The sequence below is a fragment of the Streptomyces sp. NBC_01474 genome, from assembly GCF_035918215.1.
GTDB classification, from domain to species: domain Bacteria; phylum Actinomycetota; class Actinomycetes; order Streptomycetales; family Streptomycetaceae; genus Streptomyces; species Streptomyces aureus.
On sequence record NZ_CP109449.1, the window covers coordinates 9,494,505 to 9,516,907 of the forward strand.

At 69.6% G+C, this 22,403-nt stretch carries 19 protein-coding genes; 8 read left to right on the forward strand and 11 right to left on the reverse strand.

From position 1 onward, the window contains the following. Nucleotide 1: 1 nt before the first annotated feature. The 4 genes from OG758_RS43475 to OG758_RS43490 form a co-directional block, all read right to left on the reverse strand. Nucleotides 2-946: a carbohydrate ABC transporter permease gene (locus OG758_RS43475; protein WP_326714932.1), complete on the reverse strand. Its 945-nt coding sequence runs from the start codon at nucleotides 944-946 to the stop codon at nucleotides 2-4. After that, entirely contained in the window at nucleotides 943-2,235 is a 1,293-nt protein-coding gene (locus tag OG758_RS43480) for an extracellular solute-binding protein (RefSeq protein ID WP_326714933.1), read from the reverse strand. The genes OG758_RS43475 and OG758_RS43480 overlap by 4 nt, the downstream gene beginning before the upstream one ends. Nucleotides 2,236-2,343: 108 nt before the next feature. Beyond that, nucleotides 2,344-3,363 carry a LacI family DNA-binding transcriptional regulator gene (locus OG758_RS43485; protein WP_326714934.1) on the reverse strand — a complete coding sequence of 340 codons (1,020 nt, stop codon included), beginning with the start codon at nucleotides 3,361-3,363 and terminating at the stop codon, nucleotides 2,344-2,346. A gap of 310 nt (nucleotides 3,364-3,673) precedes the next feature. Further along, entirely contained in the window at nucleotides 3,674-4,507 is an 834-nt protein-coding gene (locus tag OG758_RS43490) for a helix-turn-helix domain-containing protein (protein ID WP_326714935.1), read from the reverse strand. A 147-nt stretch (nucleotides 4,508-4,654) separates the two neighbouring features. On the opposite strand from OG758_RS43490, the gene vdcB reads away from it, so the two are divergent. The 5 genes from vdcB to OG758_RS43515 all read left to right on the forward strand — a co-directional run bounded on the left by vdcB (nucleotide 4,655) and on the right by OG758_RS43515 (nucleotide 10,219). Further along, the gene (gene vdcB, locus OG758_RS43495) at nucleotides 4,655-5,257 is read left to right on the forward strand and encodes a non-oxidative vanillic acid decarboxylases subunit B (protein WP_326714936.1); all 603 of its coding nucleotides are present in this window, start codon (nucleotides 4,655-4,657) and stop codon (nucleotides 5,255-5,257) included. A gap of 28 nt (nucleotides 5,258-5,285) precedes the next feature. After that, on the forward strand, nucleotides 5,286-6,713 hold the full coding sequence (gene vdcC, locus OG758_RS43500) for a non-oxidative vanillic acid decarboxylases subunit C (protein ID WP_326714937.1): 1,428 nt from the start codon (nucleotides 5,286-5,288) through the stop codon (nucleotides 6,711-6,713). 33 nt (nucleotides 6,714-6,746) lie between these two features. After that, a complete protein-coding gene (gene vdcD, locus OG758_RS43505) occupies nucleotides 6,747-6,986 on the forward strand; it encodes a non-oxidative vanillic acid decarboxylases subunit D (RefSeq protein WP_326714938.1) in 240 nt (79 codons plus the stop codon). Between the two features lie 310 nt (nucleotides 6,987-7,296). After that, nucleotides 7,297-9,054 carry a glycoside hydrolase domain-containing protein gene (locus tag OG758_RS43510; protein WP_326714939.1) on the forward strand — a complete coding sequence of 586 codons (1,758 nt, stop codon included), beginning with the start codon at nucleotides 7,297-7,299 and terminating at the stop codon, nucleotides 9,052-9,054. A 37-nt stretch (nucleotides 9,055-9,091) separates the two neighbouring features. Then, on the forward strand, nucleotides 9,092-10,219 hold the full coding sequence (locus OG758_RS43515; protein WP_326714940.1) for a C40 family peptidase: 1,128 nt from the start codon (nucleotides 9,092-9,094) through the stop codon (nucleotides 10,217-10,219). 84 nt (nucleotides 10,220-10,303) lie between these two features. Here the strand turns inward: OG758_RS43515 and OG758_RS43520 are convergent, their stop codons facing one another. From OG758_RS43520 to OG758_RS43540, 5 genes are all read right to left on the reverse strand, one after another. Then, complete coding sequence (locus OG758_RS43520; protein WP_326714941.1) at nucleotides 10,304-11,320, reverse strand: ABC transporter ATP-binding protein; 1,017 nt, start codon at nucleotides 11,318-11,320, stop codon at nucleotides 10,304-10,306. Beyond that, nucleotides 11,317-12,354: an ABC transporter ATP-binding protein gene (locus OG758_RS43525; protein WP_326714942.1), complete on the reverse strand. Its 1,038-nt coding sequence runs from the start codon at nucleotides 12,352-12,354 to the stop codon at nucleotides 11,317-11,319. The genes OG758_RS43520 and OG758_RS43525 overlap by 4 nt, the downstream gene beginning before the upstream one ends. Further along, a complete protein-coding gene (locus tag OG758_RS43530; protein ID WP_326714943.1) occupies nucleotides 12,354-13,262 on the reverse strand; it encodes an ABC transporter permease in 909 nt (302 codons plus the stop codon). The genes OG758_RS43525 and OG758_RS43530 overlap by 1 nt, the downstream gene beginning before the upstream one ends. A gap of 4 nt (nucleotides 13,263-13,266) precedes the next feature. Beyond that, on the reverse strand, nucleotides 13,267-14,265 hold the full coding sequence (locus OG758_RS43535) for an ABC transporter permease (RefSeq protein ID WP_326714944.1): 999 nt from the start codon (nucleotides 14,263-14,265) through the stop codon (nucleotides 13,267-13,269). A 98-nt stretch (nucleotides 14,266-14,363) separates the two neighbouring features. Continuing rightward, nucleotides 14,364-16,190, reverse strand: a complete 1,827-nt coding sequence (locus OG758_RS43540; RefSeq protein ID WP_326714945.1) for an ABC transporter substrate-binding protein — start codon at nucleotides 16,188-16,190, stop codon at nucleotides 14,364-14,366. Nucleotides 16,191-16,473: 283 nt separating this feature from the next. Between OG758_RS43540 and OG758_RS43545 the strand changes: the two genes are divergently transcribed. Further along, nucleotides 16,474-17,382 carry an N-acetylmuramic acid 6-phosphate etherase gene (locus tag OG758_RS43545; protein WP_326714946.1) on the forward strand — a complete coding sequence of 303 codons (909 nt, stop codon included), beginning with the start codon at nucleotides 16,474-16,476 and terminating at the stop codon, nucleotides 17,380-17,382. A 56-nt stretch (nucleotides 17,383-17,438) separates the two neighbouring features. On the opposite strand, the gene OG758_RS43550 is transcribed toward OG758_RS43545, so the two are convergent. Together OG758_RS43550 and OG758_RS43555 are read right to left on the reverse strand one after the other, a co-directional pair. Next, entirely contained in the window at nucleotides 17,439-18,380 is a 942-nt protein-coding gene (locus tag OG758_RS43550) for a MurR/RpiR family transcriptional regulator (protein ID WP_326714947.1), read from the reverse strand. 112 nt (nucleotides 18,381-18,492) lie between these two features. Then, nucleotides 18,493-19,575 carry a serine hydrolase domain-containing protein gene (locus OG758_RS43555; protein ID WP_326714948.1) on the reverse strand — a complete coding sequence of 361 codons (1,083 nt, stop codon included), beginning with the start codon at nucleotides 19,573-19,575 and terminating at the stop codon, nucleotides 18,493-18,495. 135 nt (nucleotides 19,576-19,710) lie between these two features. Here OG758_RS43555 and OG758_RS43560 point away from each other — a divergent pair, with 135 nt between their 5' ends. Both OG758_RS43560 and OG758_RS43565 read left to right on the forward strand, forming a co-directional pair. Further along, nucleotides 19,711-20,631 (forward strand): GNAT family N-acetyltransferase, encoded by a 921-nt coding sequence (locus tag OG758_RS43560; RefSeq protein WP_326714949.1) that lies wholly within the window; start codon nucleotides 19,711-19,713, stop codon nucleotides 20,629-20,631. 30 nt (nucleotides 20,632-20,661) lie between these two features. Then, entirely contained in the window at nucleotides 20,662-22,185 is a 1,524-nt protein-coding gene (locus OG758_RS43565) for a glycoside hydrolase family 3 protein (RefSeq protein ID WP_326714950.1), read from the forward strand. Nucleotides 22,186-22,403: the final 218 nt, after the last annotated feature.

A 22,403-nucleotide genomic window follows, 5' to 3' on the forward strand; every position in this document is an offset into this window, starting at 1 on the left:
GTCAGTTGTCCCTCTCGGTGAGCTTGCGGGCGGCGAGCGAGACGACCATGACGAACGCGACGAGGACGACACCGAGCGCGGCAGCGAAGTCGGGGTGTCCCTGCTCGATGCCCTTCTGGTACATCAGCAGCACCGGCGAGGTGGAGGCGTGGTCGGGACCGCCGCCCCCGGTCAGCAGATAGGGCTCGCTGAACAGGTTGGCGCCGGTGATGATGGCGTAGATCACGACGAGCGTCGTCGCCGGGCGCACACCGGGCACGGTCACCGAGAAGAACTGCCGCACGCGGCCCGCGCCGTCCATGGCGGACGCCTCGTACAGCTCCTTGCCGACGTTCTGCAGCGAAGCCAGGTACAGCATCACGAAGAAGCCGAGCTGCTTCCAGGTCACGAAGACGGCGATCATCGGCATCGCGAGATGCGAGTTCACCAGCCACGACGGGTCGGGAGCGTGCGAGCCCAGCAGATGGTTGACGAACCCGTCCGAGCCGAACAGGAACTGCCACACCGCGACCAGCGCGACGCTCGCGGTCACGTACGGGAGGTAGAACGCGGCGCGGAAGAACGCGCGGCCCCGTATCTTCGCGTTCAGTGCCGTGGCCAGGACCAGCGAGACGCCCACGGTGAGCGGCACGTTGATGACCAGGAAGATCACGATGTTGAGGAACGCCCGGCCGACCACGGGATCGGTGAAGACGTCCTTGTAGTTCGACAGGCCCACCCAGGGCGAGTCGACGTCGGTGCCCGGAGCCGTGAAGTAGAAGCGGTGGAAGGAGATCCACACCGTGTAGACCAGCGGGACGGCGAAGACCACCACGAGGAACAGCACGTAGGGCGACACGAACAGCGTGCCGACGCGGGACAGGCCACGGGCCTTGCGCGGGCCCTCCCGCCGCGCGGGGGCGCTGTCCCTGACGGTGGCGGGCGCTGACTGGAGATTCACGCTCATGACGGGTCCCCGTACTCGTTCAGCAGGTCGGTGATCTCGGACGAGGCGTTGCGCAGACCCGCCGGCGTGGACTCCCGGCCGAAGACGACCGACTTCGTCCACTCGTCGCGGAAGGTCTGCCAGATGTCGATGGAGCCCGGCACGTTGGGCACCTCGACGACGCGCTCCGCCTGGTCGGCGAAGGCCCTGTACGTCGGGTGCGCCTTGAAGTAGCCGGAGTACTTCTCGGTCAGGTGCTCGCGCATCGGCATCTGGCCGGTCGTCTCGAGGAACTTCCCGTCCTGGCCGGCGGAGCTCGCGAACTTGAGCACGTCCCAGGCCGTGGCCCGGTTCTTGCAGGAGCTGAACATCGCCGCGGACTTCTCGTCGCTGAACGAGTGCTTGTCCGAGCCGCCGTCCGCGGTCGGTACCGGCGCGACACCGATGTCCACGCTGTTCTTGTACGCGGCGAGCGCCCAGGGACCGACCGTGGCCATCGCGGCCTTGCCGTCGTTGAGGGAGTCGCCCGGGTAGGCCTCCTGCGGCGCCAGCTTCTCGGCGTAGAGCTTGCGCCAGAACGCCGCGACCTGGCGGCCCGCGGACGAGTCGAACTGCGGCTTGCCGTCCTCGATCAGCTGCTTGCCGCCGCTCTGCGCGGCGAAGGCCGGGTAGAAGTCGTACCAGGGCTGGAAGAAGTCGCTGCTGGGAGACGGCCAGATCGCCGCCTTCGCGGCGCCGCTGTGCACGAGCTTGCGCGACGTTTCGAGGAACTCCTTGTACGTCGCGAGCTTCGGGTGCTCCGGGTCCAGACCGGCCTTCTCGAAGAGCTTCTTGTTGTAGAGGATCATGACGGGGTTGCTCTTCCAGGGCAGCTGGTAGAACTTGCCGTCCGTCGACCGGTACTGGTCCGTGAGGGCGCCACCGCGCTCGGTGATGTACTTCTCGCCGTCCGGGAAGTCACTGAGGGACACGAGCCCGTTCTGCTTCTGGAACGTCGGCACCGCCGCGGGCGAGGTGTTGAAGGCGAGACAGGCCGTCGTCCCCGCGATGATCGAAGCGCTGATGGCCTCCTCGGACGTCTTGCCGGCCGGGATCTGCTGCGCTGTCACGTGCTGGTCGGGATGGCGCTCGTTCCACGAGGCGACCATGGCCTTGCCCCACTGGACCTCTTGCGCGTTGTTGGAAAGCCAGACCGTGATCGGACCGCGCGCGTCAGCGGCGGCGGCCGGATCCGGAGCCGACCGGCCGCAGGCTGTCGCCGTGCCCGCGAGTGCGAGCACGAGCAGCGCGTACGCCGTTCTCCTCAGCATGATTGATCTCCGAACTGTTCACGCGCGGCCTCGTCGCCGAGCGGAATTTCCGGTCGGCGCCAGCGCGACCGTTGCTTGGTTCCCGCATGCGGGGGTGCGGTCCCCGCGTCACCCGCGGGGCGCGGGCCCGATCGACGTGCGGGGCACGAACTGGGCGGGCGGCAGCTCCACGTGTGCCGCGGTGCCGAGGGCGATCACCGCGTCCAGGGCGCGCGCCGCCGCCTCTCCCCAGCCACGGGCGTCCGCGCGGGCGGAGGCGAGCGGCGGGAAGCTGTATCGCGTCAGGGGGGCGTCGTCGTACCCGACCACCGACAGCTGATCGGGGACGCGGACGCCCAGCTCCTGGGCCACCGAGAGCCCGGCCATCGCGGCAAGATCGTTGCCGTAGACGATCGCGGTCGGGGGCTCGGGGAGCGTGAGCAGCTCCCGCGTGGCCCGGGCGCCGCCCTCGGGGCTGAACCCGCCGGGCAGCACCGGTCCCTCGGGCAGACCGAGAGCGCGCAGGGTCTGTTCCCAGGCCGTCCGGCGCCGGTGGGCGTGCCGCAGTTCCTGGGGGCCCTCGACGTGGGCGATGCGCCGGTGTCCGAGGTCCGTGAGCCGGCGGATCGCGTCGGCGTAGGCGGGTTCGTCGTCCAGGCTCACGGCCGTCAGACCGCCGCCCCACTCGGGCTGGCCCACCACGACGGCGGGCAGACCGAGTTCGCGCATGAGCGGGGGGCGCGGGTCGTCGCGGCGCAGGTCGGTCAGGAGGACACCGTCCACCTGCCGCCGTGCGGCAAGGCGTTCGTACACGCCCTGCTCCTGCTCGGGGGTGGTCAGATGCACCATGAGTCCGTCGCCGCGCTGCCCGATGACGGCTTCGACGCCGGCGATGAACGCCGGGAAGAACGGGTCCGCCCCGATCTGCTCCGCCTCCCGCGCCAGGACCAGGCCGAAGGCTCCGGCCTTGCCCAGCGAGAGGCCGCGTGCCTGATGGCTCGGCGTCCAGCCGAGGTCGGCGGCGGCGGCGAGGACCCGGGCCTTGGTCTCCTCCGCGATGCCGGGCCGGTCGTTGAGCGCGAAGGAGACGGTGGCACGTGAGACGCCCGCATGCTGTGCGACATCCGCGATGGTGGGCTTGCGTGCCATGGTGCTGGACTCCCTGGGTGCGGCCTTGGACGAGCCGGAGCGCGACGAACCGTCCAACTGACACGGAACGATGGTCCGCAACCAGTCCTTAAACCGGTTTGAGTCGCTGAACGAGGCCGACTAAACCGGTTTGAACGTCGGAGGTCAAGGGGTTGGTGGCTGTGATCTGTGTCGTTCCTCCGGGCTCTCGCGCCGTTTCTGGAGCGGGACCCGTCCCGGCGAGCGTCCTCGCCCCGCGTCAGTTGCCGGTCTGCCTACCAGTGCCTTTGGCCCTTGCAGGACCGCTCTGCCGTCCGCATCGCGCTCTCCGTCACCCGAACTGCGGGCCCTCGCGGAACGCTCCCGGCGTCATGCCCGTCCGCAGTCGGAAGAACTTCGTGAAGTCGCTCGCGTCCGTGAACCCGAGCCGGACGGTGACCTCCCTCGCTGTCAGGCCGCTGTGCTGCAGCAAGCGCTTGGCCTCCAGAAGGACCCGGTCGTCGACGTACTGCTTGGCCGTACGTCCCGTCGCGGCGAGCGTGGCCCGGGTCAGCGTGCGCGAGCTGTAGCCGAGCGCCGCCGCGTAGTCCTCGACGCGCCGGGTCACCGCGTGGTCCCGCTCGACGGCCGCGTGAAAGCGACGGAACGTCTCCGACGCGGCGGTCGGCCGCGGCGCCGGGCCGCGCGCCTGCGCGAGCCGCACCACGAGGACGGACAGCAGCGCGCGCAGCACCTCGGTGTGTGCCTGGAGGGGGAGCGAGGCCATCGCCCCGTACTCGTGGACGAGATGGTCGAGTGCCCGGCGAACGCCCTCCGCGTCCGAGCCCTCGAGGACCGACGGGCGCTGTTCGTACGGCGGATCCATGTGTGCCAGCGAAACGGTGGTCGGCGGCAGGAAGCCGGGCTGGAACAGCACGATCACCCCGTCCGCCGTCGCCAGGTCGGGGCCGAACCGCTGCACCTGCCCCGGCCGGATCCACAGCCACGAGCCGGGCCTCAGCTCGTGCTCGACGAAGTCGACCCACATGCGCAGCGGCCGTCCACGGACGCCGATCAGCTGGTGGAAGGCGGGGCGCAGGGGCGCGTACGGGTCATTGCCGTGGCGCCGCGAGCGTGCGAGCAGGTCGGCGAGTTCCATCACCTCGACTCCGGCCGGTGCGCCCACGGCCGGGGTGTACTCCAGGTCCCTGACATCGGGGCGCCCTGCAGGGTGTCCGTTTTTCCCCATCGATGGTCCCGAGGGTACCGCTGCCGCGTCCAGATTGCTCCGTAGCGTGAAAGCACAGGTCAGCGACGGGTTTGAGGTGGTCCTATGCGGTTGGTCGTGGGAATGACCGGGGCGACGGGTGCCCCGTTCGGTGTCCGTCTTCTGGAGAATCTGCGCGAGTTGCCGGGCGTGGAGACGCATCTCGTCCTGTCCCGCTGGGCGCGCACCACCATCGAGCTGGAGACGGGCCTGTCCGTGGCCGAGGTGTCCGCCCTTGCGGACGTCACGCACCATCCCGAGGACCAGGGCGCCACCATCTCCTCCGGTTCGTTCCGCACCGACGGCATGGTGATCGTGCCGTGCTCCATGAAGACCCTCGCCGGGATCAGGACCGGATACGCCGAAGGGCTCGTCGCCCGGGCCGCCGACGTGGTTCTCAAGGAGCGACGCAGGCTCGTCCTCGTCCCGCGCGAGACACCGCTGAGCGAGATCCACCTCCAGAACATGCTCGAACTCGCCCGCATGGGCGTGCAACTGGTGCCGCCCATGCCCGCCTTCTACAACAACCCGCAGACCGTCGACGACATCGTCGACCACGTGGTGGCCCGCATCCTCGACCAGTTCGACCTGCCCGCGCCCGCCGCCCGGCGCTGGGCCGGGATGCGCGCCGCCCGCGCCGCCGCCCGATCCTTCGGCGACGCCGCCTGAAGTCCCCTGCCCCGTAAAGGAATTCACCATGGCCTATGACGACTTGCGCAGCTTCCTCGACACCTTGGAGAAGGAGGGGCAGCTGCTGCGCATCACCGACGAGGTGCTGCCCGAGCCGGATCTCGCGGCCGCCGCCAACGCGACCGGCCGCATCGGCGAGAACGCCCCCGCCCTCCACTTCGACAACGTCAAGGGCTTCACCGACGCCCGCATCGCGATGAACGTGCACGGCTCCTGGGCCAACCACGCGCTCGCGCTCGGGTTGCCGAAGAACACGCCGGTCAAGGAGCAGGTGGAGGAGTTCGCGCGGCGCTGGGACGCCTTCCCCGTCGCCCCCGAGCGCCGCGAGGACGCACCCTGGCGTGAGAACACCCAGGAGGGCGAGGACGTCGACCTGTTCTCGGTGCTTCCCCTCTTCCGCCTCAACGACGGAGACGGTGGCTTCTATCTCGACAAGGCCGCCGTCGTCTCCCGCGACCCGGAGGACCCGGACGACTTCGGCAAGCAGAACGTCGGCACCTACCGCATCCAGGTCATCGGCACCAACCGGCTCGCCTTCCAGCCCGTGCCCATGCACGACGTGGCCCAGCATCTGCGCAAGGCCGAGGAGAAGGGTGAGGACCTGCCCATCGCCATCACTCTCGGCAACGACCCCGTGATGGCGATCGTGGCCGGGATGCCGATGGCGTACGACCAGAGCGAGTACGAGATGGCGGGAGCCCTGCGCGGCGCTCCAGCGCCGATCGCCACCGCGCCGCTCACCGGCTTCGACGTGCCCTGGGGGAGCGAGGTCGTCATCGAGGGCGTCATCGAGTCCCGCAAGCGCCGAATAGAGGGGCCCTTCGGCGAGTTCACCGGTCATTACTCGGGGGGCCGCCGCATGCCCGTCATCCGCGTGGACCGCGTCTCGTACCGCACGAACCCGGTCTTCGAGTCGCTCTACCTCGGCATGCCGTGGACCGAGTGCGACTACCTCGTCGGACCCAACACGTGCGTGCCGCTGCTCAAGCAGCTACGCGCCGAGTTCCCCGAGGTGCAGGCCGTCAACGCCATGTACACGCACGGCCTGATGGTGATCATCTCCACGGCCAAGCGGTACGGCGGCTTCGCCAAGGCCGTCGGCATGCGCGCCATGACGACGCCGCACGGGCTCGGCTACGTGGCCCAGGTGATCCTCGTCGACGAGGACGTCGACCCGTTCAACCTGCCGCAAGTCATGTGGGCGATGTCCGCCAAGGTCAACCCGAAGGACGACGTCGTCGTCATCCCCAACCTGTCGGTCCTGGAACTCGCGCCCGCCGCGCAGCCCGCCGGCATCAGCAGCAAGATGATCATCGATGCGACGACGCCGGTCGCCCCGGACGTCCGCGGCAACTTCTCCACTCCGGCCAAGGACCTGCCCGAGACCGCAGAGTGGGCCGCCCGCCTGCAGCGCCTGATCGCGGCCCGCGGGTGACACCCACCGATACTCACTGAAAGGACAACTCCCGTGAACCACCTGCCCGTTGAATGCCCCCGCTGCGCCTTTGAGGAGATCTCCCTGCTTGCCACGTCCCCCGTCCCAGGCGTGTGGGACGTGGTCCAGTGCAGCCGCTGTCTCTACACCTTGCGCACGATCGAACCCGCACGCCGCACCCGGCGTGACGCCTACCCGGACAGCTTCAAGCTGACGGCGGAGGACATCGAGAACGCCATCGAGGTGCCCGCGGTGCCGCCACTGCTCAAGTGACGTTCCTGGCACGCCCGGAGAGAACGTCCGCCAGAAGCTGAGCGGGCCCGGCGTCGAGCTCCCACATGGGAGTGAGGGCGGGTGGTGCCCAACTTTCCCTCATATACACGTAGTTGCTACTCGCTCGCACTCCGTCTCGCGTAGTGAACGTAGAAAATATTCGGTAGTAGGTAGTGCAACGGAACTCATTGACGCGCTACCTTTCGCCTGCCCCGTCACGGCAGGCACACCAACGGTGTTGGGCCCCATCCGCTGACCGGGGCCGAAGGCGCACAGTCCTGTCCAACCCAGAGACTGAATCTGGAGTGCCATGACACCGCTCCGTTCCTCGCGTGCACGACTGCGCGGCGCAACCACCGTTCTGGCCGTACTGGCCGCGCTGGGCACCTCTGTCGTGGCTGCCGCCGCGTCGCCCGCCGCGGCCAAGGACGTCTCGTATCGCGGTTATCACGTACGCGTGCCCGCAAGTTGGCCAGTCGTGGACCTGACCGCGAACCCCGGCACCTGCGTGCGCCTCGACCGGCACGCGGTCTATGTCGGTCATCCCTCCGACGCCGGTCAGGCCTCGTGCCCGCCCGGTCTCGTCGGCCGCACCGACGCGCTGGTCATCGAACCCCTCGACGCCAAGAGCCGTCAGAAGATGGACAGTTCGACGCGCGTGGCGCCCCAGGGCTCCGCGACGGCTGCTGCCAACGGGACGAAGAGAGAGTCCCCCGGGCGCATACGTGAGGTGGTACCCGCCGCAGGAGTACTTGTGACCGCCTCCGTCGGCGCTCACGAGACCACCGTGCAGGGCATTCTGGACAGTGCCCGTCTGGACGACGACGCGAAGGCGACGGCCGCGACGCCGGGCACAGCCGAATCCGGCCAGGAGGCAACCCCGGCCGCGGCAGCTGTGGCGGCACAGCCCGGTACGTACACGGGGCTGGGCTTCGACCCCTGCGCCGCACCCTCCTCCTCACAGATGTCCGCGTGGTCCGCCTCGCCCTTCCGGGCCGTCGGGGTGTACATCAGCGGCATCAGCGCGGCGTGCGACCAGCCGAACCTGACGGCGTCGTGGGTGCAGACGCAGACGTCGGCGGGCTGGCACATCATCCCCATCCACGTGGGTCTTCAGGCGCCGTGCAACAACTTCAGTCACAAGGTGTCGTACACCCTGTCCACCGCCGCTGGTCAGGGACGCAGCGAGGCCCAGGAGTCCATGTCGGCCGCCGCGGCGCTGGGGCTGCCGGCGGGCAGTGTGCTCTACAACGACATGGAGGCCTACGACCAGACCAACACCGCATGCAGCGAAGCGGTGATGACGTTCCTGAGTGCGTGGACCGAGGAACTGCGCGCGGGCGGCTATCTGTCCGGCGTGTACTCGTCCGCCGCGTCCGGGATGGCCGACCTGGCCGGTGAGTACACGGCCGGTACGTACACCATGCCCGACCACATCTGGTTCGCCCGCTGGAACGGCGCCGCCGACACCGACGCCACGCCCTACGTGCCCGACGCGTACTGGGCCGACCACCAGCGCATCCACCAGCTCTCCGGGGACACCGACGAGACCTGGGGCGGCGTGACCATCAACATCGACCGGGACTACCTGGACGTGGACACGGGGCCGTTCGCCGGATCCTGCTCCGCGAACCTCGACTTCGCGCAGTACACGTCGGTCTCGGCCGGCTCCTCCGGCGGTCTGGTCAGCGCGGCGCAGTGCCTGCTGCTGCGTCAGGGACGCTACAGCGGCGCGGTGGACGGCGTGTTCGGCTCGGGTACCACGACCGCGGTGCAGTCGTTCCAGGGCACCGTGTCCCTCCCGGTCACCGGCACGGTGGACTCCCACACCTGGACCGCCCTGCTGTCGGCCGGCACCAAGCCGACCCTTCAGTCCGGCTCCACCGGCACCGACGTCAAGCGGCTGCAGCGGGCGCTGATCGCGGCCCGCGGACAGAGCCTCGCCATCGACGGCGACTTCGGCGCCGCGACCACCTCCGCCGTCAAGGCCTACCAGACCGCCCAGGCTCTCACCTCCGACGGAATCGTCGGGAACGCCACCTGGTCGGCCCTGCAGGCCGGCAAGTAGCCCCCGGTCCACCACGAACCAAGGGAGAACCATGCCTGTGCACCACAGACGTGACCGCGCCGCCCGCGGCCTGGGGGTTGTCCTGGCGGCGGGACTGCTCGCGCTGGGCACCCTCGTGCCCGCGGCCGCCGCGACCGCGCCCGCACGCATCATTCTGGTCTCGTCCGACTGCCCCAACACCGTTCAGCAGGGGCAGGTGAGCGGATGCGTGACGGAACTGCAGACCCTGCTGAACGCCCACGGCGCCTCGCTGACGGTCGACGGAGACTTCGGGTCGGCCACCACCACGGCGGTCAAGTCGTACCAGACCTCCCAGGGACTCACCGCGGACGGCCTGGTCGGGCCCGCCACCAAGTCCGCGCTGTACTACGAGGACCCGGCCGTGCCGGTCGACCTGCGCTCACTGCGCTGCCCCGTGCAGCTGGAGACTGGCGAGAGCGACGGCTGCGTCACCGAGCTGCAGAACAAGCTCAACACCAACGGGGCCGGCCTGACCGTGGACCATGATCTGGGCTCCGCCACCGTCACCGCGGTGCGCAACTACCAGACCTCGCACGGCCTGGCGGCCACCGGGCTGGTCGATCCGCCGACCAAGGCCAAGCTGTACGGCGATCCGGCGCCGCAGCAGCCGGCCGACCTCGGCTCGGGACGCTATGCCGCGGTCGTCGACTATGCGCAGCAGGCCACAGGCCAGAACATCCAGTACGTCTGGGGCGGCGGTCATGAGGACGGCGCGTTCTCGTTCGGCCCGTCGATCGGCATCTGCGACGACTACAACGGCTCGATCCAGCCGTGCCCGGCGGACAAGGAAGTGGGCCTGGACTGCTCGGGCTTCACACGGTGGCTGTACTGGCGTGCGGGGGCCGGCGACATCGGCCAGACGACACGGGACCAGGTGGTCAACCCGAAACTGGCGCAGGTCAGCGCGGCCGGCGCGATCCCGGGCGACCTGGTGTACTTCGGTGCCTCGGCGTCGACGGTGCATCACGTCGGGGTCTACATCGGCAACGGGTTGATGATCAACGCTTCGCACACCGGAACCTACGTGCGGCAGGACACCATCGCCTCACACACCGACCTGCTCGGCTACTACCACGTCACCGGTGTCACCTCGGCGGCCCTTGCCGACTCGCTGGCCGGTCCGGCGCCGCACAAGGCGGGCTGATCGTCAGAGGGTGAAGCGAACGGCTGCCGGAGCCCCAACAAGGGTTCCGGCAGCCGCATTTGGCGCCCGCCGCCCGGAAGGTCTTCAGACGCCCGCCGGCTGGATCTCCACACCGACCACGCGGCGTGGTGCGGGGTGGAAGCAGGCGTGGTGCTGCCCCGTGTTCCCGAGCTGTTCGAGTGCAGGCCGTGCGGCGCTGCACCGCTCGTCGGCGAAGGGGCAGCGAGGAGCGAAGAGGCAGCCGTCCGCCGGTGCCTTCTCGTCCAGCGGGGCGAGCGGCTCCAGCCGGTCGGGGCCGGGCTCCTCCCGTCCGCGCATGATGGGTACGGCGGACAGCAGACACTGGGTGTAGGGGTGTACGGGCGCCTGGATGATGTCGTCGGTCGGTCCCCGTTCGATCACCTGCCCCCGGTAGATGACGTGCAGTTCGCCCCCTGCGCCGATGTAGCGCGCGGTGGCCACGTCGTGGGTGATGAAGACCAGGGAGATCCCCAGCCGGGTGCGCAGATCGTGCAGCAGGGCGAGGATGCCGAGCCGCAAGGACACATCGATCATCGAGACGGCTTCGTCGGCGATGAGTACTTCCGGGTCCACGGTCAGCGCGCGGGCGATGACGACGCGCTGGCGCTGGCCGCCGGACAGCTGGTGGGGGTACTTGGGCAGGACGCCGTCGGGTTCAAGGCCGACCAGTTCCAGCAGCTCCGCGGCCCGCCCGCGGACCCCCGAGGACCCGGCACCGGTCGCTTTCGCGCGCATCCGCAGGGGGTCGCCGAGGATCTGGTCGATGGTGCGGGTGGGGTTGAGGGCGGAGTACGGATCCTGGTGGATCATCTGGATGCGGCGGAAGTACGGCGCGCGTTTGCGCGGCGGGAGTTTCGACACCTCAGTTCCGTCGATGAGGAGTTCACCGCTGTCGAATGTCTCGATCCCGGTGAGGATCTTGCCGAGCGTGGTCTTGCCGCAGCCCGACTCGCCGATGAAGGAGACGGCTCCGCCCTTGGGCAGGATGAAGTCGACTGAGCGCAGGGCGTGGACGGTGCGCTCTCCGGTGAAGGCGCCGCGGGTGCGGTAGGTGCGGGTGAGGCCGCGTGCCTCGATCACGACGCGTCTCCCTTCGGGGTGGCGGGGGATGTGCGGACGAGGGCCACGTCGGCGTGGCATGCCCGGCGGTGGCCGGGCCGGAACTCTTCCAGCTGCGGTTCCGAGCCGGTGCACACGTCCGTGGCGAACGCGCAGCGCTCGCGGAACACGCAGCCTGTCTTCGGGATGGTCGTCAGGTCCGGCGGCCGGCCGGGCAGCGCCCGGGCGCTCGCGAGGTCACCGGTGATCCGGGCCGTGGCACGGATGAGGGCCTTCGTGTACGGGTGGGACGGAGCGCGCAGCAGTTCCAGTGCCGGACCGTGCTCGACGATGCGGCCGCCGTACATCACGGCGAGGTTGTCCGCGATCTCCGACACGACGCCCATGTCATGGGTGACGATCAGGGTGCTGAGGTGGTTCTCCTCGTGCACCTCGCGGATGATCTTCAGGACGGCGGCCTGGGACAGGACGTCCAGGGCCGTGGTCGGCTCGTCGAGGATGAGGACCTTCGCGTTGAGGACGAGCGCGAAGACGATGCCCAGGCGCTGACGCATGCCACCGGAGAGTTCGTGCTGGTAGGAGTCGAGGACACGCTTGCCGTCCAGGCCCATGCGCTCGGCGAGTTCGCGGGCGCGGTGGAGGAGGCCGGGGAGGTCCTTGACGTCGTGGGAGCGGCCGAGGTCCAGGATCTGCCGGCCGATGGTGCGCAGCGGGTTCATGGAGTTCTGGGACGCCTGGAACACGTAGCCGAGTGCCGAGCCGCGTACGGCGCGGAGCTGCTTGGCGGAGAGAGCAGTGACCTCGCCCACGCCGTCGACGTGGACGGTGCCGCCGCTCACACGGCCCGGCTGGGGGATGGCGTTCATCAGGGCGAGGGCGAGAGTGGACTTGCCGGAGCCGGACTCGCCGACGAGGCCCGTGATCCGGCCGCGGGGCAGGTCGAGCGTGACGCCCGCGATGGCCGGGTACTCGGTGCCCTCGATGCGGTAATGGACCGTCAGGTCGCGCACCCGGACCTCTGCCTCGGCGGTCGCCGTGGTGGTGTTGTGCGTCATCAGCGCTCCCTCAAACGCGGGTTGAACAGCTCGTCGATCGCGTCGAGGAACAGCACGACGCCGGTGATCAGCAGCAGGATGCAGACCAGCGGGGCGAGGAGGTACATCAGTGCCTCCGGGCTCTGCAGCGCGCCGCCGGAGAACACCGCCTGGTTGATCATCACGCCCCAGTTGGTGGACGTGAACGGCACGATGCCCAGGAAGAACAGGCCGACCTGGGCCTCGACGAAGCTGACGATGGCCAGCAGCAGGTTCATCGCCACGTACGGTGCGAGGTTGGGCAGGAGTTCCTTGACGAGGATGTGACGGTTGGACAGGCCCAGGCTCCGGGCGGCTTCGAGGAAGCCGCGCTCGCGCAGGCTGAGCGTCTGGGAGCGCACGGCGCGGGCGATGCCGCCCCAGCCGACGATGCCGAGTACCAGGCCCATCTCCAGCGGGCTGCCGAAGGCCCACACGGTGGAGAGCACGACCAGCACCGGCAGGCCGGGGATGGTGAGGACGAAGTCGGTGGCACGCATCAGCAGCGAGTCGGCCAGTCCGCGGTGGAAGCCGGCCAGCAGGCCGACGGCGGTGCCGAGGCCGACGGCGAACACTCCGGCGATCGCGCAGGTCAACAGGACGTAGCGGGAGCCGACGACCAGGGCCTGGAAGACGTCGGAGCCGGCGAAGTCGGTACCCAGCCAGTGCTCGGCGCTGGGCGGCGCGTAGACCGCGTTCGGGTCGACGGCGAGATTGTCGGAGTAGAGCATCGGGCCGAAGGTGCCCATGAGCGTGAAGAACACCAGGATGACCAGACCGGCGACCCGGCCTGGTTTGCGCGTGAGCACCCGCCGGATGCCGGCCCAGTAGCGGCGGCGTGGCGTGACGACGGCGGGGCGCGGCTCGGCGGTGAGGGGTGCGATGGTCATCGTCTCAGCGCCTCACTCGGGGGTCGATCACGGAGTAGAGCAGGTCCGCGATGATGTTGGCGAGCACGACGGCGATGGTGATGATGAGGAACGCGCCGGTCATCAGCGGGTAGTCGCGGGAGCCGATGCTCTGCAGCAACAGTCGTCCCAGGCCCGGGTAGTTGAAGGCGTTCTCGATCAGAATCGCGCCGCCGAAGAGATAGCCGCAGGCGATCGCCAGGGTGGTGAACAGCGGCAGGATGGCGTTGCGGCCGATGTAGCGCAGCCGTGTGCCGGGGGTGATGCCGCGCAGTTCTGAGGCGAGGATGAAGTCGTCGCCGAGGACGGAGGCGACCGAGGAGCGCATGGAGAGCATCCAGCCGCCGTAGGAGATGAGTACGTAGGTGGCGACGGGCAGGATCGCGTAATAGGCGACGGAGCCGATGTACGCGGCGCTCCAGCCGGAGTCCACCCAGGGGTCGTTGGTCTCGCCGTACGGCAACCAGCCCAGCTGGGTGTGGAAGACGGTGGTGAGCAGGATCGCGAGGACGAAGGACGGGATGCCGGCGATCAGCGAGGCGGACAGGCTGAGTGCGCCGCCCCAGCGGGAGGACCGTTTGACCGCTGCCACCACGCCGGCGGTGGTGCCGATGGCGAAGCTGATCAGCAGGCCGCTGAGGATGGGGATCAGCGTCCACGGCAGGGCGTTGCCGATCACTTGGGAGACCGGCACGCCGCTGTAGGAGATCGAGAGGCCGAGGTTGCCGTGCAGCAGGTCGGACACGTAGTTCACGTACTGGGTGGCCAGCGGGTCCTGCGAGGTGTAGCCGTAGATCACGGCGACCTTGGCCATGGCCTCGTCGGGGGACAGGCCCTGGCTGAGGTAGCTCTCGTAGGCCACCTTGCCCGGGCTGCCCGGCAGCGCGTGGACGAGGAAGAACGTGAACGAGGCCACGACCCAGACCATCACCGCGCCGCCGGCCAGCTTGGTCAGGACGACGCGGACGAGTCCCTTCACGTTCATCACCTCCTTTCCGGGTGTGTGATGCGGTGGGTGGGATGACACAGGCGGACAGGGCGGCGGCTGTGCGGCTGCCGCCCTGTCCGACCGGCTGGGATCGCCTACTTCTTGGGCTGGATGTAGCCCTGCGCCATCCACGTGCCGGGGAAGTTGCCGAGCAGGTCGTCCTGCCCGTTCTTGGGGAAGTTCGTGAAGTTCTTCTCGTTGTAGAACTTCACGTTGGTGTAGTCCCAGATCGGGATGACCGGAACCTCCTGCGCGGTGACCTGGGCGAGCTGGTTGATGATCGGCTTGGCCGACTCGTTGTCCAGGCCGGCCAGCTGGGCTGTCAGGTCACCGGGGTTGACGCGCTTGCCGCCCACGGTGACGTTGACCGGGCCGTGCATCCAGTTGCCCGAGCCCTTCTTGTCGGTGTGGGAGGCCTTGTCACCGTTGGCGGTGAACCCGTCGGACTCGCCGTACAGGCGCTGGAAGTCGCCGCGCGCGGTGGAACCGACGGCGGTGAGCCACCAGCCCACGTCGAACTTCTCCGCGGCCATGTCCTCCTGGTACTTGCCGAAGTCGGCGGACAGCTGCGGCTTGGTGTCGATGCCGGCCGAGGAGAGCTGGTTGGCGATGACGGTGGAGGCGGAGATCCAGTCACTGAAGCCGTTGACGGTCTGCAGCGTCATCTTCCACTGCTTGCCGTTGGCCAGGTACCACTTGCCGCCCTTCTTGGTCAGGCCGGCCTTCTTGAACAGCGCTTCGGCCTTGGCCGTGTCGTGAGCGTAGGGTTCCAGGGCGGAGGACTGGTCCTTGGTCAGCCAGGCCTGGGTCATCTGGCCGACCATGCCGGTCGGCGCTGCGGCGGTCTGGCCGCCCACCGGCTGGCCCACCTTGGTGGCCGCCGCGCGGTCGAGGAGGTACGCGAGTCCCTGGCGCACCTCCTTCTTGTCATAGGGGGCGCGGCTCTGGTTGAAGGCGAGCGACGCCTGGACGTAGCTGACGCTCTCGGTGCGCTGGTAGCCCTTGCTCTCGATCTGCTTGAGCACGTTCTCGGGGATGGCGGTGAACGGCGCGGCGTCCAGCTCGCCGTTCTTCATGAAGCCCCAGATCTGTTCGTTGCCCGAGTAGTGGCGGACGACGACCTGGCTGGGGCCCACCTTCTTGGCGGCGTAGAAGTTCTTGTTCTTGTCGAGGATCACCGAGCCGGGGTTGAGCTTGCGCACCACGAACGGGCCCGCCGAGATGTCCTTCTGGGGGGCGAAGGCCGAGACCTGCTTGCCGACCCCGGTCAGTTTTGCGGCCGCGGCCTTTACGTCCTTCGCCTTGGCCGGATCGACCTGCTGGCTCGCGTGGATGATGTCCCACATGTCGGCGGGGACCAGGTGGCCGTAGACCTTGGCGTTGACGATGACCTGGCCGAGGACCTGCTTGGTGAAGGTCAGGTTCTTGGTGCCGGGAGCCTGCTTGAACTCGAAGGCGCCTGCGCCGGCCGGCTCCACCGAGGACACGTTGAGACCCTCGGTGAGACCACGGGCTCCGACCGCGGCGGCGCTCTGGGTGTAGCCGAGGGCCATCGACAGCTTGAGGTCGTCGAGGGTCACCGGGGTGCCGTCGGACCACTTGGCGCCGTCCTGGAGGTGGACGATGAGGGAGTCGCCCTTCATCTCCCAGCTCTTGGCCAGGCCAGGGAAGTTGTCGTTGGGGTTGAGCGGGTTCTTCTTGTCCCAGCCGAGGCGCATCGTGTTGAAGCTGACGAAGCTGTTGCCGTTGGCGTTGTACGGGTTCATCGGTGCGCCTGGCGTGATGGGGTTGTTGGCGTCGACCGTGGTGAAGACACCGCCCCTGGCGCCGTTCTTGGCACCGGAGTCCGGTGCGCAGGCGGCGAGCGATCCGAGCGTCGCCAGTGCGGCGGAGGCTGCGACGAAATGCTTGAACCGGACCATACGCGTGGTCTCCGATCGGATGACAGAACAAGGCGGAAGGAAGGCCCTGAAGGTGAGCAGACCGTAGGAGCGACCCTGTGGGCATGTCAATAATTTGCGTTGGCCGAATCCTGTTCGTAACTTCCCGCCTTCGGCGCCGTACTGACGGGCCGTACGGAGCGATTGCCGGGGCTGGCAGGCGACGCGGGAGACACCTACGTGAAAAAGTTACGTACAACCGGCAACCCTTGTGGCAAAGTTGCGCCGCGCTGATCCCCCGCTCGCTGACCGAGAGGACTCCACGATGCGCCCGCCGCGTGCCGAACGTGTCAACGCTCCTACAGAGACCCGGAATCCCCGCACCCGTGAGATCGACGACATCCCCACCCTGGAGGCGTTGCGCCTGCTCAACGCCGAGGACCGGATCCCGGCCCATGCCGTCGCCGCCGTGCTGCCCGACCTGGCGCGGCTGGTCGACGAGACGGCACGGCGGATCCGGGCAGGCGGCCGGTTGCACTATTTCGGCGCGGGGACGTCGGGCCGGCTCGCCGTGATGGACGCGGCCGAGCTGATCCCCACGTTCGGCATGCTGCCCGGCATCGTCGTGGCCCATCACGCGGGCGGGCCGCGCGCGTTGGTCGAGCCCGTCGAGGGCGTGGAGGACAGCCCGGACGCCGGCGCGAGCGATGCGGCGGGGGTGGACTCCGGGGACATCGCGATCGGCGTGGCCGCCAGCGGCCGCACCCCCTACGTCGGCGGGGCCCTGCGCGCCGCCCGGGAGGCCGGTGCCTTCACCGCCCTGGTCAGTGCCAACCCCGCGGCGGAACTCGCCGATGAGGTGGACGTTCACCTGGGCGTGGACACCGGACCCGAGGCCATCGCGGGCTCCACCCGGCTGAAGGCGGCCACCGCGCACAAGCTGGTCCTCAACAGCCTGTCCACGATGGTGATGGTCGCGCTGGGTCGGACCTACTCGAACCTGATGGTCGATGTGACCGCAACCAACGGCAAGTTGCGCGGTCGCCTCATCACCATCCTCGTGGAGGCCACCGGACTGGACGAGGAGACGTGCGCCGCCGCCCTCGCCGCCTCGGGCGGGGAGCTGAAGACCGCTCTGGTCGGCCTGCTCGCCGCGTGTTCACCGCAGCAGGCGCGAGCGGCGTTGGCGGACAGCGGCGGACGCGTCCGTGCGGCGCTGCGTCTCCTGGGCTGAGAGCCGCGCGTCACACCGGACATTCCCGCCGGGCCGGTCCGGCGGGAATGTCCCGTTCACCCCTTCGAGCGCCGCCGGTGCACCGCGCTGTACGTGCGTTCCAGCGCGCGCGTCGTGCGGCTGCTGTTGTGCTGGGCCACGCCGACGAACAGGCAGTCCACCAGCGTCAGCGCGGCGATCCGGCTGGACATCGCGCCGGTCCTGAAGGTGGTCTCGCGTGCCGCGGTGACGAGGACGTGATCGGCGACCTGGGCGATCTCGGAGCGTGGGAAGTTGGTGATCGCGATGGTGGTGGCGCCGTTGTCCGAGGCCTCCCGCATGGCCGTCACGGTGTCGGCGGACTCGCCCGTGTGCGAGATGCCGATCGCCAGATCGCCCCGGCCGAGCAGGGCCGCCGACGTGACGGCACCGTCCCGGTCGGGCCACGCGGTCGCGCGGTGCCCGATGCGGTGCAGCTTCTGCTGGAGGTCCAGCGCGATCAGCGCGCTCGCACCGACCCCGTACAGGTCCAGGGCGCTGGCGCTGACGACAGCGTCGATGGCCCGCTCCAGGACGTCCAGGTCGATCTGGGCGATCGTCTCCTCCACGGCCCGGGCGTCGGCGAACCCCAGCTTGCTCACCACGTTGGCCAAGGAGTCGTCGGGCTCGATCTCGCTGCCGGCACTCGACCAGACCCGGGCGCCGTCCTTGCTCCCCGCGGCCGTGGCCAGCGCGATCCGCAGATCCGGGTACCCCTTGAGGCCCACGGCCCGGCAGAACCGGATGACCGTCGTCTCGGATGTCCGGCATTCCGCGGCGAGTTCGCTGATGGTCCGCCCGGCCACTCCCACCGGATCGGCGATCGCCGCCTCGGCGACACGCTGCTCCGACGGCGGCAACGAGGGCAGGAGCGCACGGATCTGCACCAGCACGGACTGTGCCGGTGCGGTGCGTTCCGCGCTGGGGGCACGACGAAGGGTGTCGCCTCGTACGTGGTTCCGGTGACGTGAAGCAGCCATGTGGGAATCCTACGGTTTCGGTGGGGAACGGGGAGCGGGCCGAGGGATTCGTCTGTCGGAGTCGGGTTCGTCCGCGGCGTGCACGGTTGGTGCGACGGGGGCGACAAGGTGTTCAACTGCCGTGGGAAAGAGCCGACTCGGTCCGGGCGACGGCCGCGTGGACCACGCGGCGCAATGTCTTCGCCCGCGCGCCGCGCCCATAGTGCACGGCGTTGGTCAGCAGCACCACCCAGATTCCGCTGACCGGGTCGAGTGCCAGGCTGGTCCCGGTGAAGCCGGTGTGCCCGGCACCGGACGAGGGCCAGTGCGGGGACATGTGGTCCCAGTCGTCACCGGGCAGCGTCCAGCCCAGTCCCCGGGCGCCGTTCAGGCCCCGGGTCTGCAGGTTCAGCGCCTCGGTGCGCATCCGGCGGGAGAGCACCGATTCCTCGGAGAGCCAGCAGGCTCTCAGGTAGTGCGCCAGGTCGGGTGCGGTGCCGAACAGGCCCGCGTGTCCGGCGACACCTCCCAGGCTCTCGGCGTTCTCGTCGTGGACGACGCCCCGCTTGGGCTCGCCGCCGGAGACGGCCTCGGTCGCGGCGGTGTGCGCACGCCACTCGGCGGGCGGCAGGTAACGGACGGTTCCCAGGCCGAGCGGGTCGAGTACCAGGTCCCGTACGGCGCTGTCGAGCGGCGCATCGGCGACTCGGGCGACGATCTCACCGAGCAGGATGAACCCCACGTCGGAATACCGCACGACCCTGCCCGGCGGGTTTTCGAGGGGCTCGCGCAGCACGGCCGTCAACCGGTCGGCAGGGTCGCCGGGAAGCTGCCAGTAGTCCCGGTGCGCGGGCAACCCCGAGGTGTGCGAGAGCAGATGACGAAGCGTCACCTGCTCCTTGCCCCTCCCGTGGAAGCGTGGAAGGTGACGGCTGACCGGGTCGTCAAGGCCCAGGTCTCCGCGATCGGCGAGCCGCAACACGGCCGGCAGGGTGGCCACCACCTTGGTCAGCGAGGCCAGGTCGAAGACGGTACCGGCGGTGACCGGACGGCCCGAAGGCCCTGAGGCGGTGACGCCGTAGGAAGAGGTGCGCACCTCACCCGCGGTCCCCCGCCCCGTGATCAGGACGGCGCCGGGCACCGTACCGTCCTCCACCGCACGCCGTACGAGGTCCGACGGATCGGTGATATCTGCGACGCCTTCAGCTGCGGGCATCCTGGTCCTGCCTTCCGGTTGGGTACGGGGGGCTGACAGGCCGATCATCTCGCTGGTAATTTTTCGCCGCAACAACGAACTCAAACGTTATTGATTTACGTGCGGTGTCTCCACCGATCCCCGAGGTGAGCAGCGATGACGACCCCTCACTCCATCAGAACCGCGAGCGAGAGCGACCTTCCGGCGCTGCGCACGCTCGTCCAGGCAGCGCTCGTGCACGATCAGGACGCCGCTGATGTCCTCGACCTTCTGTGGACGCAGGCCGCGTCCTGCCCCCAGCTCCGGCTCCTGGCCGAGACCGACGGACAACCCGTGGGCCTCGCCGTCGGCGCGCTGGGACCGGCAACCGCAGACGCCCCCGCCACCGGCCACATCGACCTGGTCGCCGTGCACCCCCAGGCGCAGAGCCGGGGCATCGGACGGACCCTGCTCACCCGCGCCGAGGAACTCATCGCCGCGGCCGGTGCCACCCGATTGATGATGCGAGGCAGACCCCCGTACTACGCCTGGCCCGGCATCGACATCCGCTACACGCGAGCGGTCTGCCTCGCCGAGTCCAGCGGCTACACCCGCGGGCGCGAAGGCCTCAACATGAGCGTCGACCTGCGCACCGCGCCGCTGAACACGGCCGCCGACGAAGCGCGTCTGGCCGCCGACGGAGTGCAGGTCCGCCGCCTCACCGCGCAGGACGAGAAGCCGTTCCTCGCGTGGATGACCCGGTGGGGCGGCACCTGGGACGGCGAGGCCGCACGCGCCCTCACCTATGATCCGCCGCGCGGCCATGTCGCCGTCCGCGAGGGTGCCGGCGGAGTCGAATACGTGGGGTTCGCCTGTCACGGCGTCAACCGCCGCTCCTGGTTCGGCCCGATGGGCACCGACTCCGCCCTGCGCGGCATGGGTGTCGGAACCGTACTGTTGCGGCGCTGTCTCGCCGACCAGCTCGCGGGCGGGCTCGACGAGGCCGAGATCGGCTGGACCGGACCCGTCCACTTCTACGCACGCGGCGTGGAAGCGCGGCTCGGACGGGTCTTCTGGACGTACTCCAAAGACATCTGAGCCCCACGACCAGACCCGAGAGGATCCGTCATGCCGTCCGTCCGCACCGGCCAGCCCTCCAGCACGCTGCTGACCCTCGCCGACCAGGTGCTGCAGCCCGGCTTCCACGGCACCGCCGCCCCCGACTGGATCCGCCGTCGGCTCGGTGACGGGCTGCGCTCGCTCCTCCTCTTCGGCCCCAACATCCGAGACCGCGCGCAGACCGCCGCGCTCACCGATGCCCTGCGCGCCGAGAACCCCGATGTACTGATCGCCGTCGACGAAGAGGGCGGCGACATCACCCGCCTCGAAGCGGAGACCGGCTCCTCCTACCCGGGCAACCTCGCCCTCGGCACCATCGACGACACCGCAGTGACCACTGCCGTCGCCCGCTCGATCGGCGCCGAACTACGCGCCGTCGGCATCGACATGGACTACGCACCCGACGCCGACGTCAACTCCAACCCCGACAACCCGGTCATCGGCACCCGATCCTTCGGCGCGGACCCGGCCCTGGCCGCCCGGCACACCGCCGCCTGGATCCGCGGACTGCACAGCGCGGGAGCCGCCGCGTGCGCGAAACACTTCCCCGGCCACGGAGACACCGACAAGGACTCCCACACCGACCTGCCCGTCGTCGCCATGGACGCCGACCGGATCGCCGAACTGGCCCTGCCGCCCTTCCGCGCCGCCCTGGCCGCCGGCGCCCGTGCGGTGATGACCGCTCACCTCCTCATCCCCGCCCACGACGCCGAACACCCCGCCACCGTGAGCCCGCGCCTGATCACGGGACTGCTCCGCGAAGAGCTGGGGTTCGACGGACTCGTCGTCAGCGACGCCGTCGAAATGCGGGCCGTCCGCGCCCGCTACGGACTGACCGGCGCCGCCGTCCGCGCGCTGGCCGCGGGCGTGGACCTCATCTGCCTCGGCAACACATCGGGCGACGCCGAGTTCACCGCCCTGCGCACCGCCATCGCGCAGGCGGTGGCGCGCGGCGAGCTCTCGCAGGACCGGCTGGCCGAAGCCGCCCACCGCACGGCCGACTTCACCGCCTGGCAACGCGACCTCGCCAGAACAGCTGCCATCGCGCCACCGGACCGGGAGCTTGGACTGGCCGCCGCCCGCCGGGCCCTGCGCGTCACCCCACCCGACGCACCCGCACTACCCCTGGAGACGGCCCCGGTCCTGGTCGAGTTCGGCATCCCCGGCACCGTCGTCCAAGGAGACGGCGTTCCATGGGGCCTGGGGCCCGCCCTCTCCTCACTCCTGCCCGGGACGGTGCGCGTCGCCCTGCCCGCAGACGCCCCGTACAACGCGGCCCGGACCCATTCGATCGCCGCTCAGGCCGCCGGCCGGCCGGTGGTCATCGCCGTGCGCGACGCACACCGCCGCCCCGCCGTGGGCGACTGGCTGCGCGCGCTGCTCACCCGCCGTCCCGACGCGATCATCGTGGAACTCGGCTTCCCACGCCCCGGTTTGGACGGATCCGTCCGCATCGACACACACGGAGCCGCCAGGGTCTGCGGACAGGCCGCCGCGGAGGCCCTCGCCGGACGGACGCTGCCCCGCACCTGATCGGCCGACGGCACAGCGGCCGGGACGTGTCCTGACGGCGGACGGCCCGGACCCGTCAGCGAGGAGATTCCGCCGAGAGCTCGCCCCGGTCGTTGATGACCTTGGCCTCGACATCCTTCGGATTGGGGCTGTCCCAGACCTGGCAGTCGACCTTGTTGCCCACTTGACCTCGACGGAGACCGGACAGGTCACCCCCCTCATGGGCAGCTGGTGCAGGA